General features: G+C 60.6%; 15 protein-coding genes and 1 pseudogene. 11 read left to right on the forward strand and 5 right to left on the reverse strand.

Annotation, left to right across the window (positions count from 1 at the left end; all coding sequences use genetic code 11):
• The first annotated feature begins 117 nt into the window (after positions 1-117).
• From P3T40_RS24345 to P3T40_RS24370, 6 genes are all read left to right on the forward strand, one after another.
• Complete coding sequence (locus P3T40_RS24345) at positions 118-1170, forward strand: LacI family DNA-binding transcriptional regulator (protein WP_429270263.1); 1053 nt, start codon at positions 118-120, stop codon at positions 1168-1170.
• A gap of 379 nt (positions 1171-1549) precedes the next feature.
• Positions 1550-3328 (forward strand): methyl-accepting chemotaxis protein, encoded by a 1779-nt coding sequence (locus tag P3T40_RS24350; RefSeq protein WP_429270264.1) that lies wholly within the window; start codon positions 1550-1552, stop codon positions 3326-3328.
• A gap of 350 nt (positions 3329-3678) precedes the next feature.
• Positions 3679-4440: a 2-keto-4-pentenoate hydratase gene (locus tag P3T40_RS24355; RefSeq protein WP_429270265.1), complete on the forward strand. Its 762-nt coding sequence runs from the start codon at positions 3679-3681 to the stop codon at positions 4438-4440.
• 602 nt (positions 4441-5042) lie between these two features.
• Positions 5043-6965: a PrkA family serine protein kinase gene (locus P3T40_RS24360; protein WP_429270266.1), complete on the forward strand. Its 1923-nt coding sequence runs from the start codon at positions 5043-5045 to the stop codon at positions 6963-6965.
• A gap of 182 nt (positions 6966-7147) precedes the next feature.
• Entirely contained in the window at positions 7148-8419 is a 1272-nt protein-coding gene (locus P3T40_RS24365; RefSeq protein WP_429270267.1) for a YeaH/YhbH family protein, read from the forward strand.
• Positions 8416-10134 (forward strand): SpoVR family protein, encoded by a 1719-nt coding sequence (locus P3T40_RS24370; RefSeq protein WP_429270268.1) that lies wholly within the window; start codon positions 8416-8418, stop codon positions 10132-10134. Before P3T40_RS24365 ends, P3T40_RS24370 begins: the two co-directional genes overlap by 4 nt.
• A gap of 311 nt (positions 10135-10445) precedes the next feature.
• On the opposite strand, the gene P3T40_RS24375 is transcribed toward P3T40_RS24370, so the two are convergent.
• The 3 genes from P3T40_RS24375 to P3T40_RS24385 all read right to left on the reverse strand — a co-directional run bounded on the left by P3T40_RS24375 (position 10446) and on the right by P3T40_RS24385 (position 11566).
• On the reverse strand, positions 10446-10775 hold the full coding sequence (locus tag P3T40_RS24375; protein WP_429270269.1) for a DUF4148 domain-containing protein: 330 nt from the start codon (positions 10773-10775) through the stop codon (positions 10446-10448).
• A 68-nt stretch (positions 10776-10843) separates the two neighbouring features.
• Positions 10844-11119, reverse strand: a complete 276-nt coding sequence (locus tag P3T40_RS24380) for a hypothetical protein (RefSeq protein WP_429270270.1) — start codon at positions 11117-11119, stop codon at positions 10844-10846.
• 225 nt (positions 11120-11344) lie between these two features.
• The gene (locus P3T40_RS24385) at positions 11345-11566 is read right to left on the reverse strand and encodes a hypothetical protein (protein ID WP_429270271.1); all 222 of its coding nucleotides are present in this window, start codon (positions 11564-11566) and stop codon (positions 11345-11347) included.
• A 257-nt stretch (positions 11567-11823) separates the two neighbouring features.
• Between P3T40_RS24385 and P3T40_RS24390 the strand changes: the two are divergent.
• Positions 11824-12021: pseudogene (locus tag P3T40_RS24390) on the forward strand (transporter substrate-binding domain-containing protein); the annotation flags it as partial.
• 106 nt (positions 12022-12127) lie between these two features.
• On the opposite strand, the gene P3T40_RS24395 reads toward P3T40_RS24390, so the two are convergent.
• Entirely contained in the window at positions 12128-12298 is a 171-nt protein-coding gene (locus P3T40_RS24395; protein ID WP_429270272.1) for a hypothetical protein, read from the reverse strand.
• 218 nt (positions 12299-12516) lie between these two features.
• Here P3T40_RS24395 and P3T40_RS24400 point away from each other — a divergent pair, with 218 nt between their 5' ends.
• From P3T40_RS24400 to P3T40_RS24410, 3 genes are all read left to right on the forward strand, one after another.
• Positions 12517-13458, forward strand: a complete 942-nt coding sequence (locus tag P3T40_RS24400; RefSeq protein WP_429270273.1) for a DnaJ C-terminal domain-containing protein — start codon at positions 12517-12519, stop codon at positions 13456-13458.
• Positions 13459-13467: 9 nt separating this feature from the next.
• The gene (locus P3T40_RS24405; RefSeq protein WP_429270274.1) at positions 13468-13785 is read left to right on the forward strand and encodes a chaperone modulator CbpM; all 318 of its coding nucleotides are present in this window, start codon (positions 13468-13470) and stop codon (positions 13783-13785) included.
• Between the two features lie 136 nt (positions 13786-13921).
• Positions 13922-14248 (forward strand): DUF3443 family protein, encoded by a 327-nt coding sequence (locus P3T40_RS24410; protein WP_429270275.1) that lies wholly within the window; start codon positions 13922-13924, stop codon positions 14246-14248.
• Between the two features lie 49 nt (positions 14249-14297).
• On the opposite strand, the gene P3T40_RS24415 is transcribed toward P3T40_RS24410, so the two are convergent.
• On the reverse strand, positions 14298-15167 hold the full coding sequence (locus tag P3T40_RS24415; RefSeq protein WP_429270276.1) for an EAL domain-containing protein: 870 nt from the start codon (positions 15165-15167) through the stop codon (positions 14298-14300).
• Positions 15168-15541: 374 nt separating this feature from the next.
• On the opposite strand from P3T40_RS24415, the gene P3T40_RS24420 reads away from it, so the two are divergent.
• Entirely contained in the window at positions 15542-16564 is a 1023-nt protein-coding gene (locus P3T40_RS24420; protein WP_429270304.1) for a VTT domain-containing protein, read from the forward strand.
• Positions 16565-16819: the final 255 nt, after the last annotated feature.

A 16819-nucleotide genomic window follows, 5' to 3' on the forward strand; every position in this document is an offset into this window, starting at 1 on the left:
GCAAGTGGGGCCAGGCAGTGCGTGGATAGAGCAGGTTGGATCTGTCATTGATGCAAGCGCCCGGTATGGTGCAGGTCGCACCGGCCGGCGGGAAAACAGGCAGGAGAGCAACAGGATATGGCGACCATCAAGGATGTAGCGGCCGTGGCAGGTGTGTCGTTCACGACGGTTTCGCACGTCGTGAACAACTCGCGGCCGGTGTCGGCCGATGTGCGCGCAAAAGTCGAACGTGCGATCCATCAACTCCACTATGTGCCGTCGGCGGTCGCCCGGTCGCTGAAGGCGCGTGCGACCGCGACGATCGGGCTGGTGGTGCCCAACAGCACGAACCCGTATTTTGCGGAACTGGCGCGCGGTATCGAGGACGGTTGTGCGCGCAACGGTTACTGCTTGTTCTTCTGCAATTCCGACGACGATCCAGCCAAGCAGCGTAACTATTTGCGGGTGCTGCAGGAAAAGCGCATCGATGGACTGATCGTGGCCTCGGCCGGCGACGACGCCGTGCTGGCGCAGGCGCTGGCCGACGCGCGCGAGCCGCTGGTGGTGGTCGATCGCAACATCGAGGGACTCTCGGCGGATCTGGTGCAGATCGACCATGAAAAGGGCGCGTACCTGGCCACGCGCCATCTGCTCGAACTCGGCCATGTGAAGATCGGTTGCATTACCGGGCCGGTTGCCACGGCCGTCAGCGCCATGCGGGTGCACGGCTTCATTCGCGCCATGGCGGAGCGCGGCATCGAGATTGCGCCGGGCGCGATCGTCGAAAGCGATTTTTCGGGCACCGGCGGCTATCGCGCGGCGAGCCAGTTGTTCGACGCGGTAATGCCCTCGGCGATCTTCGCCGGCAACGACATGATGGGCATCGGCGCTTTGCGTGCCGCGGCGGAGCGCGGCATCAACGTGCCGCGCGACTGCTCGATCATCGGTTTTGACGATATCGAACTGGGGCGCTTCACCTATCCGGCCCTGTCGACGGTGGGCCAGTCGGTGCGCGCGCTTGGCGAGATGGCGGCCCAGACCCTGATCGAGCGGATCACCGGCACGGCTGCGGGCACGGCGGGCGCGCCGGCGCGCCGGCGGGTGGTCGCGCCGCGGCTGATCGTGCGCGAATCGACCGCGACATGGGCGGGCGCCGGGGCAGGGGCGGACCGACAGGGCGTCACGGCATAGGCATAGGGTCCGGTTGCCCCACCGTTCGCTCCCACCTTCCACAATAACGGTTTGATGGAAAAGGCCGTCGCAAGTCATCCTTGCGCGGCCGGGCAGCCATGCCTGGCCGCCTGAAAACATAATTCTCAGGGCACGCTGCTCTCCGCCCGCATTCCCCGCCAGCCGTCCCCACAGCCCCTGGTTCAATCCTGACGGTTTTGTAATTCATACCAATTCGGTCCGCTAGATTCCTCACACCATATAAAAACTTTAAGTATGGGATTGGCATGCCGTAAACGCCTGTTAGAGCGCGAATTCTAAAAGCGCCAGGCAGATCGAGGCGACTCGCACGTCGCGCCACGTACGCACTCTCCCCATTCGATACGTCACAGGAACAAGCATGTTGAACAAGGGCATCACCATCAAGGCGCGGATCGGCCTGATCATGGCTTTTCTCGCCGCATTGCTGCTGATCATCGGCGTGCTCGGCCTGACGGGCATGAGCCACTCGAACGACGCCTATCACGAGACGTTCACCAACGAGATGCCGAGCGCCGTCGATATCGGCAACGCCGAGCTTTACGCGGCGCGCGAACGCCTTGCGCTCGATCGTGCGGCTTTCCTGTTCGGGACCCCGGAAGTGGCGGCCACGGTGGAGCGCGCGCGAACCATGCGCACGACCTCCGATGCGTGGTGGAAAAAATATTACGACCTGCCGCGTGACGCGGAGGAGGACCGGCTCGCCCAGGATGTCTCGGCCAGGCGCGAGACGCTGCATCAGGCGATGGACGGGTTTGCCGCGATCGTGAGCGGGTCCGACCAGTCGAAGGTCGCGGCTGCCGCGAAGGACCTGCAAGTCAAATACAACGAACTGTCGTCCGCCGACGATGCCTTGCGCAAGCTCCAGTTCACGCAGGGGCAGGCAGGTTTCGATACCGTGCAGAATAACTTCGCCACGTTCCGCCTCGTGAGCATGGTCGCGGTGGTCGTCGGGCTGCTGGCGGCGCTGTTTTCGTATCTGACGCTCAGCCGCGCTATCGGCCGGCCGCTTGGCGAGGCACTCGGTCATTTCGACGCGATCGCTGCCGGCGACCTGCGCCGTCCAGTAGTGGTGGCCTCGCGCGACGAAATGGGCCAGTTGCTCGAAGGCATCGCGAAGATGCAGCGCAGCCTCACCGAGACGGTGCGCTCGGTGCGTAGCGGCAGCGAATCGATTGCCACCGCGACACGCCAGATCGCCGCGGGCAATTCCGACCTGTCCTCGCGCACGGAAGAGCAGGCCTCGGCCCTGCAGGAGACTGCATCGAGCATGGAAGAATTGACCGGCACCGTGAAGCAGAACGCCGACAACGCCCGCCAGGCGAGCTCGCTGGCGGCCAATGCATCGGACATTGCCAACAAGGGCAGCGCGGTGGTCGGGCAGGTGGTCGGGACCATGGGTGACATCAACCAGAGCTCCGCGAAGATTGCCGACATTATTTCGATTATTGAAGGCATTGCCTTCCAGACCAACATTCTGGCGCTCAACGCGGCAGTCGAAGCGGCCCGCGCCGGTGAGGAAGGCCGCGGCTTCGCGGTGGTGGCCGGTGAAGTGCGCAGTCTGGCGCAACGCTCGTCGGCGGCTGCGAAGGAAATCAAGGAACTGATCGACACCTCGGTGGAGCGGGTCCAATCCGGCTCGGCGCTGGTCGACGAGGCCGGCCGCACGATGACGGAGATTATTGGCGCGGTGCAGCGCGTCACGGACATCATGGGTGAAATCGCCGCCGCCTCCGAGGAGCAGAGCAGCGGCATCGAGCAGGTGGCGCGCGCCGTCAACCAGATGGATGAAGTGACCCAGCAGAACGCGGCACTGGTCGAAGAGGCTGCTGCGGCGGCTCAATCGCTCGAAGATCAGGCCGGCAAGCTGCGCACCGCCGTGGCGGTGTTCCAGCTCGAAGAGGGGGCGTTCAAGGCGCCCGTTACCCAGATAGTGAACCGTCCGGCCACGAAGCCCGCGGTGCGCAAGGCGGCTGCGACGCCTCGGGCCCGCGCGTCGGCGCCAACGCCGGCCACGACGCCGGCTGCGGCCTCTGCCGCAAGCGCAGCGAGCGCACCGGCGCCGGGTAAGGCCGCGGCGTCGATCAAAGCCCCCGTGCCAGCCACGGGCGGCAGCGACAACGACTGGGAAACGTTCTGATGGGCGTCCGAGAGGCAGGCTGACACCCTGCCGCTGCAGCGCCATCGGCCGCTTGTGAGGCCTAGCCCACCGCGCTGGAGCAGAAACTAATCAACAATCAGGACCACGGTTGCGTATGCAACCGTGGTCTTTTTTCGTTGTCAGCGTACTAAGCGACCCGGTTCGACTCCTGATCCGGTACATTGACGGGCGCGACTACCGTTGTATCCGGGTAGCTGCGGCCGGTGAGTGCGTCTGCCGCGGCCGGTCGCATCCTGCTTATCCTGCCCGGAACGCTGCGCCGTGCGGCATCGCCCGGCCCCGCTCATGCCATTCCGACCCATTCAATGCGCCAGCCAGAAAGGACCGACATGACGCCACACGACCTCGCGCAACGCCTCGTTGACGCGCGCAGGCAGCATCGCCTGATCGATGCACCACCGCCGGACAGCCTGCCGCCCGACGCAGCCACCGCTTATGCGATCCAGCAGGCGGTGATTGCGGGACTCGGCCAGCGGACCGGCGCCTGGAAAATCGGCGCCAAGGCGCCGGGCGGAGCGGCCTCGGGCGCGCCCATTCCGGCCTCGCTCGTGTTCGAGTCGCCCGCGCGCGTCGCACATGGCGGCTTTTTCCGCGTCCTGCTGGAACTGGAGATTGCGTTTCGCTTCAGCGAGGCCATTGAGCCGCGCGGCGAGGCCTATGCGCGCGACGAGGTGCTCGCGCGGGTTGGCGTGGTGCTGCCGGCGATTGAGATCGTGGATAGCCGCTTTGGCGAGTGGCCCAATATTGCTCCGCTTGCGCAACTGGCCGACGCGCAGAACAACGGCGCGCTGGTAACCGGACATCCGGTGGCCTACTCGGGATTCGCGCGCACGTTCGATTTCGTGTCGCCGGAGCTGGAATTGACCTTTGAGGGCGCGTCGTTGCTGCCGGAAGCGCTCGGCAACCCGGTTGGAGATCCGCGCGAGTTGCTGGTCTGGTTTGTGAATCATTGCGCGGCAATGGGTATTACGATCGAACCGGAGTGGACCATTACCACCGGTTCCTATGTGGGCGCGCACCGGATCGGCCAGGCCGGCATCGTGCATGGCCATATCGACGGGCTGGGTGAAGTCGAAATCGAGTTGACCTGACCCATCCCAATCAGGTGTCCGCACGGACATCCTGTCCCTGGGGACGCATCCGGGCATGCCGTCTCCCCGTATACACCTATGAAAGCCATCCCGCGAGCGGCCGAAATCCAGTTATGTAAGTAGCCGACCATGCCACTGATATGGATATCGGTCGTGATAGCCGGACACTGTACGTTTGCGTGTAACTTGCGGTGAACGAAAGCGGCGCTGCAGTGACGAACGCATCGAGTGCCACGCGCAAGCCAACATGTAACACGGCGTGAATGTTGTGCACGAAAACGCTTCGCTGCGCGTTGAGGAAAAAAGGCGCACGCTGCAGTCATTGCGATGCTTCGGGCCAATGCAGGGAAACAGAAGAGACACAAGACGTTTTGCGCAAGATAGCAGTGTGGGTGGCTGCAATCCTGGGCAATCCGGTCGAAGATTGTAGGTGACCGAATCTGTGTTTCCAAGTGAGGATTGTAGGGAGGGCAACACGGCACGATTTTCATCACGTAGTCCGTGAAAAAAAATTTAAAAGGGTTTAGGATGAATTCGAGCGATGTCGTTTCCGAATAGCGCGCCGCGCACGACATCGGTCTAGACTTTGGCGAGGAGGTAGCATGGATATCTACAGCAGTTTCGCGACCCGCTTCGAGAAAACGCGAGAAGATGAACTCTCGCTCGAGGAGTATCTCGCGCTCTGCAAAGACAATCCCGCCGCGTACGCTACAGCTGGCGAACGCATGTTGACGGCAATCGGAGAACCCGAACAGATCGACACTCGCAACGACCCGCGCATGTCGCGGATCTTCGCGAACAAGGTCATCAAGGTATACCCCGCATTCCGTGAGTTCTACGGAATGGAAGACGTGATCGAGCAGGTGGTCGCGTACTTCCGGCACTCGGCCCAGGGGCTCGAAGAAAAGAAGCAGATTCTGTATTTGCTCGGCCCGGTCGGTGGCGGCAAATCGTCGATCGCGGAACGTCTGAAGCAACTCATGGAGCGTGTACCGTTCTACTCGATCAAGGGCTCGCCCGTGAACGAGTCGCCGCTGGGTCTGTTCGACTACGACGAAGACGGTCCGATCCTTGAAGAGCAGTACGGCATTCCACGCCGTTATCTAAAGAGCATTCTCAGCCCATGGGCCGTCAAACGGCTGCATGAATATAACGGCGACATTCGCAAGTTCCGCGTCGTGCGCCGCTATCCGTCGATCCTTCGGCAGATTGGTATTGCCAAGACAGAACCGGGTGACGAAAACAATCAGGACATTTCGTCGCTGGTCGGTAAAGTCGACATCCGCAAACTCGAGCAATACGCACAAGATGACGCCGATGCGTACAGCTACTCCGGTGGCTTGTGCCTCGCGAATCAAGGCCTGCTCGAATTCGTCGAAATGTTCAAGGCGCCAATCAAGGTCTTGCACCCGCTCTTGACCGCTACCCAGGAAGGCAACTTCAAGGGCACGGAAGGCTTCGGCGCTATCCCGTTCGACGGCGTGATCCTCGCTCACTCGAACGAATCTGAATGGAAGGCGTTCCGCAATAATCGCAACAATGAGGCACTGCTCGACCGGATATTCGTCGTAAAAGTACCGTATTGCTTGCGCTACGGCGAAGAGATCAAGATCTACGAGAAGCTGCTCCGTAACTCGTCGCTGTCGAGCGCGGTGTGTGCGCCCGGCACCTTGAAGATGATGGCGCAGATGTCGGTGCTGACGCGCTTGCAGGAGCCGGAGAATTCGAGCCTGTTCTCGAAGATGCAGGTCTACGACGGCGAGAATCTGAAAGACACTGATCCGAAGGCGAAGTCGTTTCAGGAGTATCGCGACTTTGCCGGCGTCGATGAAGGCATGACGGGTGTGTCGACCCGCTTCGCATTCAAGATCCTCTCGCGCGTGTTCAACTTCGATTCAACCGAGGTCGCAGCGAATCCGGTGCATCTGATGTACGTGCTCGAACAGCAGATCGAACGCGAGCAGTTCCCACCGGAAACCGAGCAGAAGTACCTGTCCTTTATCAAGGACGTGCTCGCGTCGCGCTATGCAGAGTTCATCGGCAAGGAGATTCAGACCGCTTATCTGGAATCGTATTCGGAGTACGGGCAGAACATCTTCGATCGTTACGTCACGTATGCCGACTTCTGGATCCAGGACCAGGAGTTCCGCGACCACGACACGGGCGAGAGTTTCGACCGCGCGTCGCTGAATGCGGAACTGGAGAAGATCGAGAAGCCCGCTGGCATCAGCAATCCAAAGGACTTCCGCAACGAGATCGTCAACTTCGTACTGCGTGCGCGTGCGGCGAACGCAGGCAAGAACCCGGCGTGGATCAGCTACGAGAAACTGCGCGTCGTGATCGAAAAGAAGATGTTCTCGAACACGGAAGAACTTTTGCCGGTCATCTCGTTCAATGCAAAAGGATCGGCGGAGGAACAGCGCAAGCACGAAGACTTCGTCAACCGGATGGTCGCGAAGGGTTATACGCCCAAGCAGGTGCGACTGCTGTGCGACTGGTATCTGCGCGTGCGTAAGTCATCGTGATTGGCTCATGAAACTTATAGCGTGCCGCCCGCGCAAGCAGACTGCGCGGGCACCTTGCGAGGCGCAAGTTGCATGGCATAGCGTGCATTTGCAAGGCGTCTCGCGCACCTGAAATGAGTGCGGCTGCATGGGATCAGAGTAAGTGCTGAAGCACTAACTCTGATCGACACGGGAGACCGGATGTGCTTCATCAAATCATCGACCGCAGGTTAGCTGGCAAGAACAAAAGTATTGCAAACCGCGAACGCTTCTTGCGTCGTGTCAAAGGCTATATCCGTCGTGCCGTCTCGGAAGCGGTGCGCGACCGCAGCATCAAGGATATTCAGAACACCCAGAGCATCACGATTCCGCGCAAGGACATTGCGGAGCCGTCGTTCAGGCATGGACCTGGCGGCAAGCGCGAAATGGTGCACCCGGGTAACGCCGACTATATCCGCGGCGACAAGATTCCGCGTCCCCAGGGCGGTGGCGGCGGAGGCAGCGGCAACCAGGCCAGCAATGAAGGCGAGGGTCAGGACGACTTCGTGTTCGAACTGAGCCGCGAAGAATTCATGCAGTATTTCTTCGACGACCTCGAATTGCCGCGTCTGGTCAAAACCCATCTGCTGGCCGTGCCTACCTGGAAAAGCATTCGTGCAGGCTGGGCGGCGGAAGGCACCCCCAATAACATCGACGTGGTCCGTTCGCTGCGTAGCGCGCTTGGCCGGCGTATTGCGCTCGGTGCGCCGCTCGTCAACGAGTTACATGAACTCGAAAAGCAACTCGAAGTCATGAAGGCCGACCCCGACGATCGCCGCGAAGACATCAAGGTACTTGAGGAGGAAATTCATCATCTGCGCGGGCGCATCTGGCGCATCCCGTTCATCGATCCTTTCGATCTGCGTTACGTGAACCGCGTGAAGCAGCCGACGCCGTCCAGTCAAGCAGTGATGTTCTGCCTGATGGACGTGTCGGGTTCGATGGACGAGCAACGCAAGGATCTCGCCAAGCGCTTCTTCATTTTGTTGTATCTGTTCCTCAAGCGTAACTACGAAAAAATCGAAGTGGTGTTCATTCGCCATCACACGCGGGCAGAGGAGGTCGACGAAGACACCTTTTTCCATTCGACCGAAAGCGGCGGCACGGTGGTGTCGAGCGCGCTGGAGTTGATGAAAAAGGTCCAGGAGGAGCGCTATTCGCCCACTGAATGGAACATTTACGGGGCGCAGGCCTCCGACGGCGACAACTGGACCGACGATTCGCCGAAGTGCCGCAAGATCCTCAGTGATGACATTCTCGAAAAGGTGCGCTATTTTGCGTATATTCAGGTAACGCCCGAAGAACAGAACCTGTGGCTCGAATATGCGCAGCTCGCACTGTCGCAGCCGCACATGGCGATGAAGAAGGTCGAAACGGCCGCCGACATCTATCCAGTGTTCCGGGAGTTGTTTGAAAAGCAGGTGGCGTCGTCATGAGCACCAAACATCTGCACAATGAGGCGCGCGGCTATCAGCCGGAGCGCAAAAAAGGCGTGCCGAAGCAGAAGTCCGGGCATGCCGAAGCCGCAGCGGCCGGAACAGAGGCCACTGACGCGGGAGCGGGTCTTGACGTAGCTGAAGCACGGGGACACACCGGAACGCCCGCCGACGGGCAAAGGGAAGTCCGTATGAACGTAGTCGATAGACGGCCTTTGCCGTGCCCGTCCGACTGGACCTTTGAGCTGATCGAGGAATACGACACCCATATTGCGCATGTTGCAGAGCAATATGAGCTTGACGTGTATCCGATCCAGCTTGAACTCATCAGCGCTGAACAGATGATGGATGCGTACGCGTCCGTCGGCATGCCGGTCAACTACCGGCACTGGTCGTTCGGCAAGCACTTCCTTTCAACGGAAAAAAGCTACCGTCGCGGCCAGATGGGGCTGGCGTATGAAATCGTCATCAATTCGAACCCCTGCATCGCGTATCTGATGGAAGAGAACACGATGACGATGCAGGCTCTCGTCATCGCGCACGCGGCCTACGGGCACAACTCGTTCTTCAAGGGCAACTATCTGTTCAAGCTCTGGACGGATGCGCACGCGATCATCGATTACCTCGTCTACGCGAAGAATTACATTGCGGAGTGCGAGGAGCGCTTCGGTCTGGACCGGGTGGAGGAACTGCTGGACTCCTGCCATGCGCTGCAGAATTACGGCGTCGACCGGTACAAACGGCCCCAAAAGCTCTCGTTGCAGAAGGAGTCCGCGGCGCGGCGCGAGCGGGAAGCGTATCTGCAGTCGCAGGTGAACGAGTTGTGGCGCACGTTGCCGAACAAGCACACGCCGCTGCCGGAAGAAACCGACGACCGCTATCCGCCCGAGCCGCAGGAAAACCTGCTGTACTTCGCGGAGAAGAATGCGCCGTTGCTGGAGCCGTGGGAGCGCGAGGTGATCCGCATCGTGCGCAAGATCGGCCAATATTTCTATCCGCAGCGCCAGACCCAGGTGATGAACGAAGGCTGGGCGACGTTCTGGCACTACACGCTGCTCAACACGCTCTATAACCAGGGCAAGCTGGAAGACGGCTTCATGATGGAGTTTCTCCATTCGCACAGCAACGTCGTCTACCAGCCGCCGGTCACGAAGCCGTATTACAGCGGGATCAATCCGTATGCGCTCGGCTTTTCGATGATGAGCGACATCCGCCGCATCTGCGAAAACCCGACCGACGAGGATCGCAAGTGGTTTCCCGAGCTGGCGGGTAGTCCGTGGTTGCCGGCGCTCCACTACGCGATGCGCAATTTCAAGGACGAAAGCTTTGTGGCGCAGTATCTGTCCCCGCATCTGATCCGCGAAATGCGGCTCTTCTCGGTGCTGGACGACGACATGCGCGACGCGCTGGAAGTCTCCGCGATCCACGACGACAGCGGCTATCAGTATGTGCGCCAGGCGTTGTCGCGGCAGTACGATATGCATCACCGCGAGCCGAACATCCAGGTCTGGTCGGTCAATACGCGCGGCGACCGCAGTCTGACGTTGCGGCATTTCATGAGCGACAACCGCCATCTGTCCGGCGATAGCGATGAGGTGCTCAAGCACATGGCGCGGCTGTGGCAGTTCGACGTGTATCTGGAAAGCGTCGACGAAAACGGTACGGTCAGGAAGCGCTATGAGTGCCGGTACGTGCCGCCGGCGGTGCGGGTTTGAGGCGCAGCATGCGCTAAGGGATGTTTCTATTAAAAGCCAGCCTTCGGGCTGGCTTTTTGTTGGCGCGATGGCCTGCGTGGCGCCCACGCAGTCTTGCCTACCCGGGCGCTATCGCCAGCACGTGAGGGCGGCAGCGTGCAAAAGTAACTTCGGAAGGACAAAAAAACGCCCAGTCAGGGGGCTGGGCGAAGTCACCAGGAGTCTGGCGACGGAGGATTTCTGTACTGGGATACAGGCTGGCGTGTACAGCAGCTACGGGCCTGTTTCCTATTTGCGGCTTGTGAGCCGCTCTGTCCTGAACAACGCGTCGGTTAATGAGCGACGTACACGGGCGGCGAGTAGCTGCTGACCGTCACTTCGCGCCGTTGACCCGACTGCGAGCTACCGCTGGTGCTCGGGCCGTAGCCGGTGCTCGCCGCTTGCGCGGTGGCGTTCTGCGCAGCCACACGGGCTTCAGCAGCCTGGATGTCCGACGGGTAATACGGGTCAGCGCCACGGGCAGGCGAGTAGCCGGCCTGTTCCACTTGCACCAGTTCCGCACGCACCTGGGCGCGGGTCAGGGGCTGGCTCGATTGGGCGTACGAAGCCACCGGAGCAGCGAGCACAGCGGCGATAGCAACAGCTTGAATAAGGGATTTCATGATCTTTGACCTCCGAAGATTATTTTGTCGACTGCCACAAACAAACTTTCTAAACCGGTACGACCGAATTAATGGCCGAAGAACACCGAGTGCAGGCCGGTAACGGGCTTAGCCGAACCCGACTGCGACGTTTGTTGGTTCACGCCACCGTACGAGCTGTTCGTATTGGCGTTGGCATCGGCGCGTTCAGCGGCAATCGTTTGTACGCTCTGGCCTTGTTGCGAAGCAGGTGCTCCAACTGAAGGACGGTAGAACGGAGCCGGGCCGTAGCCGCTTGCGAACGCGGGAGCAGCGAGGGTGGCAGAAGCGGCAACCAGCAGGGCAGCAAGAATCTTGGTCTTCATGATGGACTCCATATACGTTTCGACTTCGGTTCAGGAAGGCGTCGCGACAAGGGCCTGAGCGGTGTGTCTGCAACGTCGATGGAGCCAGTGTATACCCTAGCTATCAAATATTTGTATCGATAGGATGAAATCACTGTTATAAATTGGCCGCCAATCCCATCAGGCCTGTCAGATAAGGCTGAGCGGCGGCGGCCCGGTGCGGCCGCCCGAAAAATGGCGCGTCCCTTACGCCACGACGATATCCGTCCCCAATTGATGCAGCAGGTCGCGTAACGCTTCGGCCTGGGCCATCCGCGCGCCGCCACGTAGATGAATCTGTACGGCGTGGCCGGCAATGCCATCGACGGGATGCGCAAGCCATAACTCGACCGCGAGACCGAGGCCGTCGGGCTGATTGTCGGCCACCGGTTCGATGACACGCGGCTTGAAAGAGGCACGCTCGGACATGTCGAATTTCCTCCTGATCGGATGTTGAGCCTCGATCCTAGTCAGCCTCAGGTGGGTCGACAAACGACAAATACGCGTTTGCAAATCATCGTGCCGCTTAGCAGGAATCGCGCTTAGTACAGGAACATTTGTTGGTTCTGCTGGACTGGTGGTGGCTGCTAAGGTAGCGCTCGTACATCGTTGCAGCGATGCCGCTGCCTTAGCAGCGTTGCCTGTATTGCAACACGGCGTTTCAATACGCGGCCGCCACACGCAAGAAGCTGCAGCCCACCAATCCGGCTGACTGGATTGCGTTCCTCACGTCGGGGAAGGTCGATCTGGTACTTGCTAACTTCACTATTACGGATGAGCGTGCCAAGCAAGTCGACTTTAGTATTCCTTACTTTTTGTCGGGTAAGCAGTTCCCCGCCAAAAAGGGCGTGCTGAAGTGGGCGCCGACATCCCGAAGGGCAAGGTGCGCCTGACGGCCTTCGTCAACCGAGGTGCACGCTACGAAGGCCGCGAACGGGAGGTCCGAAACTTCGGCCTCCCGGATGGGTCAGTCCCGGGAGGCCGCCACGTCTAACTCACCGACGGCTCGCCTTCCCCGGGCTTCTTGCCGGGCCGGTCGGCCGGCGATTGCTTGCGTTTTTCGTCATGCCGCTCGGGCATTTTGCTCTTCTCGCTGTCACTATGAACGGCTTGCGGCGGATGCTCAAGATCTGGCGGAGTGGTGTGTTGGGATTTGCTCATGACGGGCTCCTTGGGTGAATCCAATCAAGGAGTAGCAACCGCCGGTCCTGAGGTTGGGGTTTGTCTGGCGCCTGATGGGTGATCGCGGTGGGATTGGTCTTACAAGCGTGCTGCGCAAGTAACACGGCGCGTGAGGCGCCTCTAGTTTGATATAGAGTAATAAAGCAGCCGGATTTGAACACAGTGCCGTCCTCACCTTTTATGGGGCTGTCTTTCACATGAAATACAAGGACTATTACGCCACCCTCGGGCTGGAGCGCAGCGCAACCGAGGATGACATCAAGCGCGCCTACCGCAAGCTTGCCCGCAAGTATCACCCGGACGTCACCAAGGAGGCGGACGGCGAGGAGCGCTTCAAGGAAGTGGGCGAAGCGTACGAGGTGCTCAAGGATCCGGAAAAACGTGCGGCCTACGACCGGATGGGCGGCGAATGGCAGAACGGCCAGGAATTCCAGCCGCCGCCGAACTGGGACGAAGGTTTCGAGTTCAGAGGAGCGGGCAGGGAAGCGCCGGACGAGGCCAATCTGGACGATTTCTTCGAAGCCATGTTCGGTCATGCACGCGCCGCGCAGCAACGGCAGGCCGCCGGCGCGATGGCCGGCCAGGATCACCACGCAAAAGTGGTGATCGATCTGGAAGACACCTATCGCGGGGCGCAGCGGTCCATTTCACTGCAAATGCCGGTGCTCGACCCACAGGGCAATGTCACGCTGCAGTCGCGTACGCTGGACGTGACCATTCCGAAGGGCATCCGGGCCGGCCAGCACCTGCGGCTCAACGGTCAGGGCGGCCCCGCAGTGGGCAACGCGCCGCCCGGAGACCTGTATCTGGAGATCGCCTTTCGCGAGCATCCGCGTTTTCGCGTCGACGGCCGCGATGTTTCTCTCGACTTGCCGGTCGCGCCCTGGGAAGCAGCGCTTGGCGCTCAGATCAAGGTTCCGACACCCGACGGATCCGTCGAAATGACCGTGCCCAAGGGTTCGCAAGGAGGACGTCGCCTGCGACTCAAGGGCAAAGGCATTCCGGGGACGCCACCAGGCGATCTGTACGTAATCCTGAACATCGTCTTGCCGCCGGCCGATACCGAGCGCGCAGCCGCCGCCTATGACGTGATGCGGCAGGCGTTCAACTTCGACCCACGTGCGCATTTTTATGGATGATCGCTCATCATGAAAGAGTCCGTGACGACCTATCTGGAAGGCCAGATTGTCAATGAAGAGATGGAGTTCACGCTTGTCGAGTTGTGCCAGGCGAGCGGTGCGTCGCAAGATGAGGTGACCCTGTGGGTCGCTGAGGGCGCATTTACTCCGCGCGGAGCTGAACCGCAGGAGTGGCGTTTTAGCGGTGCATCGCTGCGCCGCGTGCGCACGGCCCGGCGTCTCGCGCACGATCTCGAGATCAATCCGCCAGGTATTGCACTGGTGCTCGATCTGCTCGACGAAATCGATGCGCTGCGCGCCAATCCGAGGCGTGCGCGGAGCGCTTAAAACGCGTTGATGTGAACACTGCGCGGTGAATACTGCGCGACTGAAAATGCGCCCCGCCTGAAGCGCGAATGCACCGCATAGGTAAGCGGTTGCCTCGCGATGAGAGCACCGTCGCTGCCTTCGCGTGTTCGAGTCCATGCGAAGGCAGCCCCGAGCGTGTTTCCGGCCCGGTTCCAGATGTAAAAATGATCCCGCTCAGCCGCTCCAGGCAACGACGCTGGCACGCTCCGTCTCGATTGCCATCAGCAGTCTGGCCACCGCGACCATCGATTTCAACGTGGCCAACGCAAACACGCTGTTTGCTTCGGGCAACTATGCGTTCAACGATATGGCATCCTATATGACCGGCATCTTCGATATGGGCATACCGTTTTTCTACGGGCGTCACGTCTACTATGGGATCACGGGTACGACGTCAGCCGGCGGCGGCACCGGGCCGTACGTTGCGTTCACGTCGAGTTGACGGGATAGCAGGGCTGGTTAGGCGCGGTGTGCAATCCGAGGCGCGCCACTCAATGGATAGCGAGTGCATTTTCGAGCTTCGCTTGCGGTCGCGCCACGTGATAGCCCTGCACGTAGACTTCTGGTCGTTGCCTGAGCCAGCGTAACTGCGCCTCGCTTTCTACACCCTCCACGACGACCCGCATATCCAGCTTGTCGAGCAGGTCGAGGAGGCCGGTCATCACCACGCAGTCGCGTGCCGACACCGGCACGCGAGCCATAAAGCCGCGTGCCAGCTTGACCGTATCGATCTGGGTCGCGCCCAGCATCGCGAGCAGCGAATAACCCGAGCCGAAGTCGTTAAGCGCGATCCGCACGCCGAGTTGACGCAAGGAGCGCGTGAACTCTTGCGTCGACAACACCGTCGATGCGTCTTCCGTCGCGACGAGTTCGAATTCGAGCAACAACGGATCGATTCCGTGACGCTGGGTCGTCTCGCGGATGGTGGTGGCGAGCGCAACATCGAGTAACTGCGACGGCTGGATATTGATCGCTGCAGCCGGCAGCGCCTGGCCGGCCCGCCGCATCTCGCCGAGTTGCAGGCATACCGACTCCAGCATGAATTCCGTGACCTCGCGCGCGGTCTCTCGATCTTCGAAGGCTGACACGAAGCACTCGGGCAGCAGCAGACCATACTCGGGATGCTGCCAACGCAGCAGGCATTCCACGTTAAGCAACTGGAGTGTCTGTGCGCGGACAACCGGCTGGAAGGCAACGCCGAATTCGCCGGATCTCAGGCCTTTGCGAATCCGCTGCGCAAGCGTTTCGTCGCGGCTAGTCGACGCTGCCGCTTCGTGCGTAGCGTTTCGGTCGGTCAGTTTTGACGTGGCATTTCCGATGCGGTCCACGGCGCCTTCCTTTTCAATGTGGGCGGTAAGCATTTGACGAGCCCCTGGGGCGCGTTGCCGACGGTGAGGTTAACGGGGCAGTGACCAGCTTAGCTTCCTTGATGTCGGTCGTTCAGAGCGCGAGCGAACAGTCTGACGCAAAAGCGCGAGGGCTCCGGTTCACAGCCGGCGGTCTGCTGGCGCACGCTGCGCGTCAGCCTGCCCGCCAGCGCGATGCCAATCGGCGTTTTTGTTTAGAATCCGTTAGTCGACGGTACGCACGGGATTGTCCAGGACCATGGATTGCTGATTTTCTCTTGTGCGGCCGTTCGAATGCACGGTCGCGCCTGTTCCTCGAATCCGATGCAGGTTGCCGATACAGAACGGGAGTCGAGCCATCGGCGATGGTTTTCCACAGGAGCGGTATGGTGTGGCATTTTCCGACAGCTATTCCGCCTGCGCTGTGTGCGTGGGCGGTCTTCATGAGCGTGTTGATCACGCAACTGGGCGCACCCGTGCCGGCTGCGCCGATGTTGGTTCTCGCGGGCACCATGGCCGCCGTGGGCGAGGTCTCGTACTCCAGCGTGTTCGTCGCGGCGGTCTGCGCCACCTTGCTGGCTGACACGCTGTGGTTCACCACCGGGCGGCTGCGCGGCCGGCGCATGTTGAATTCTTTGGTGCGCTTCTCGTTGTCCTTCGATGCCACCGTGCGGACAGCGCGGAACATTTTTGAACGCCACGGCGCGCCAATTCTCGCGGTATCCAAATTCGTCCCCGGGCTTGGGCTGATTGCCGCGCCCTTGCTCGGCACCACGAGCATCGATCCGCGTATTTTCCTGCTGTGGGACCTGCTGGGCGCGTCGCTTTGGGCTGGGGCCTGGCTGATCGGCGGCGCCGCGCTGCACGACTATATCGCGCAAGGGATGCTGCTGATACGGCACAACGGCGGCACCATCTTCGATCTGTTCGCCGTGTTGGCCGTCCTGTTTGTCACCTATCGCTGGGTGCGCCGGATCCAGTTTCGCCGTTGGCTGGCGAAGATTCGCATCAGCCCCGAGCAACTGGACGAGCTGATGAAGTCGAATGCTCCGCCGCTCATCTTCGATGCGCGTCCACCGGAAGTGCGCGCGAAGGAAGCGTACCGGATTCCGGGCGCGCGGGCGCTCGACCTGCAATCGCCCGAGCAACTGGATCCGGAACTGCTGGCGCGTCCGATCGTCGTGTACTGCGTCTGTCCTAATGAAGCGACGGCGAAGCGGATCGTGGCCCAGCTGCATGCAAAGAATATTCATCACGTGCAGGCGCTCAAGGGTGGGCTCGACGCATGGGAACGGCACGGTTATCCTGTCGAGCCGTTGTCAGCGGATTTTCATGCACCGAGGGACGAGGAAGGCGATTTCGATCCGGTGCTGGATAACGAGTACACCGTACGGGTCCGTCTCACGAAATAATGCGCTTCGCCGGGTGGGCCGGACACAAACATGGCCGCCGTTCACAAACTTCGATACCTATGTCACTATGCAAGGCATGAACTCACGTAACGTTCCGAACCGGTCGCATCATCATCACGGCAGCAGCCCGTTGCGCCGTGGTTCGTTACGTCTCATCGCACTGAAGTCAGGAACGCACTGAGTTCCAGCTTCATGCAAAACGACCAAAGGCGCCTAAGGCGCCTTTTTTTATTTCTACACTACCTGGAGTGCAAG

It is taken from the genome of Paraburkholderia sp. EB58, assembly GCF_050436665.1.
Taxonomy (GTDB): domain Bacteria; phylum Pseudomonadota; class Gammaproteobacteria; order Burkholderiales; family Burkholderiaceae; genus Paraburkholderia.

Excerpts from the sequence above, each read along its gene's own strand:
- P3T40_RS24360 (WP_429270266.1), top strand. The coding sequence starts at position 5,043 with ATGGATATCTACAGCAGTTTCGCGACCCGCTTCGAGAAAACGCGAGAA.
- P3T40_RS24385 (WP_429270271.1), bottom strand. The coding sequence starts at position 11,566 with ATGTCCGAGCGTGCCTCTTTCAAGCCGCGTGTCATCGAACCGGTGGCC.
- P3T40_RS24395 (WP_429270272.1), bottom strand. The coding sequence starts at position 12,298 with ATGAGCAAATCCCAACACACCACTCCGCCAGATCTTGAGCATCCGCCG.
- P3T40_RS24370 (WP_429270268.1), top strand. The coding sequence starts at position 8,416 with ATGAGCACCAAACATCTGCACAATGAGGCGCGCGGCTATCAGCCGGAG.
- P3T40_RS24405 (WP_429270274.1), top strand. The coding sequence starts at position 13,468 with ATGAAAGAGTCCGTGACGACCTATCTGGAAGGCCAGATTGTCAATGAA.
- P3T40_RS24345 (WP_429270263.1), top strand. The coding sequence starts at position 118 with ATGGCGACCATCAAGGATGTAGCGGCCGTGGCAGGTGTGTCGTTCACG.
- P3T40_RS24415 (WP_429270276.1), bottom strand. The coding sequence starts at position 15,167 with ATGCTTACCGCCCACATTGAAAAGGAAGGCGCCGTGGACCGCATCGGA.
- P3T40_RS24375 (WP_429270269.1), bottom strand. The coding sequence starts at position 10,775 with ATGAAATCCCTTATTCAAGCTGTTGCTATCGCCGCTGTGCTCGCTGCT.
- P3T40_RS24380 (WP_429270270.1), bottom strand. The coding sequence starts at position 11,119 with ATGAAGACCAAGATTCTTGCTGCCCTGCTGGTTGCCGCTTCTGCCACC.
- P3T40_RS24355 (WP_429270265.1), top strand. The coding sequence starts at position 3,679 with ATGACGCCACACGACCTCGCGCAACGCCTCGTTGACGCGCGCAGGCAG.
- P3T40_RS24410 (WP_429270275.1), top strand. The coding sequence starts at position 13,922 with ATGCGAAGGCAGCCCCGAGCGTGTTTCCGGCCCGGTTCCAGATGTAAA.
- P3T40_RS24400 (WP_429270273.1), top strand. The coding sequence starts at position 12,517 with ATGAAATACAAGGACTATTACGCCACCCTCGGGCTGGAGCGCAGCGCA.
- P3T40_RS24350 (WP_429270264.1), top strand. The coding sequence starts at position 1,550 with ATGTTGAACAAGGGCATCACCATCAAGGCGCGGATCGGCCTGATCATG.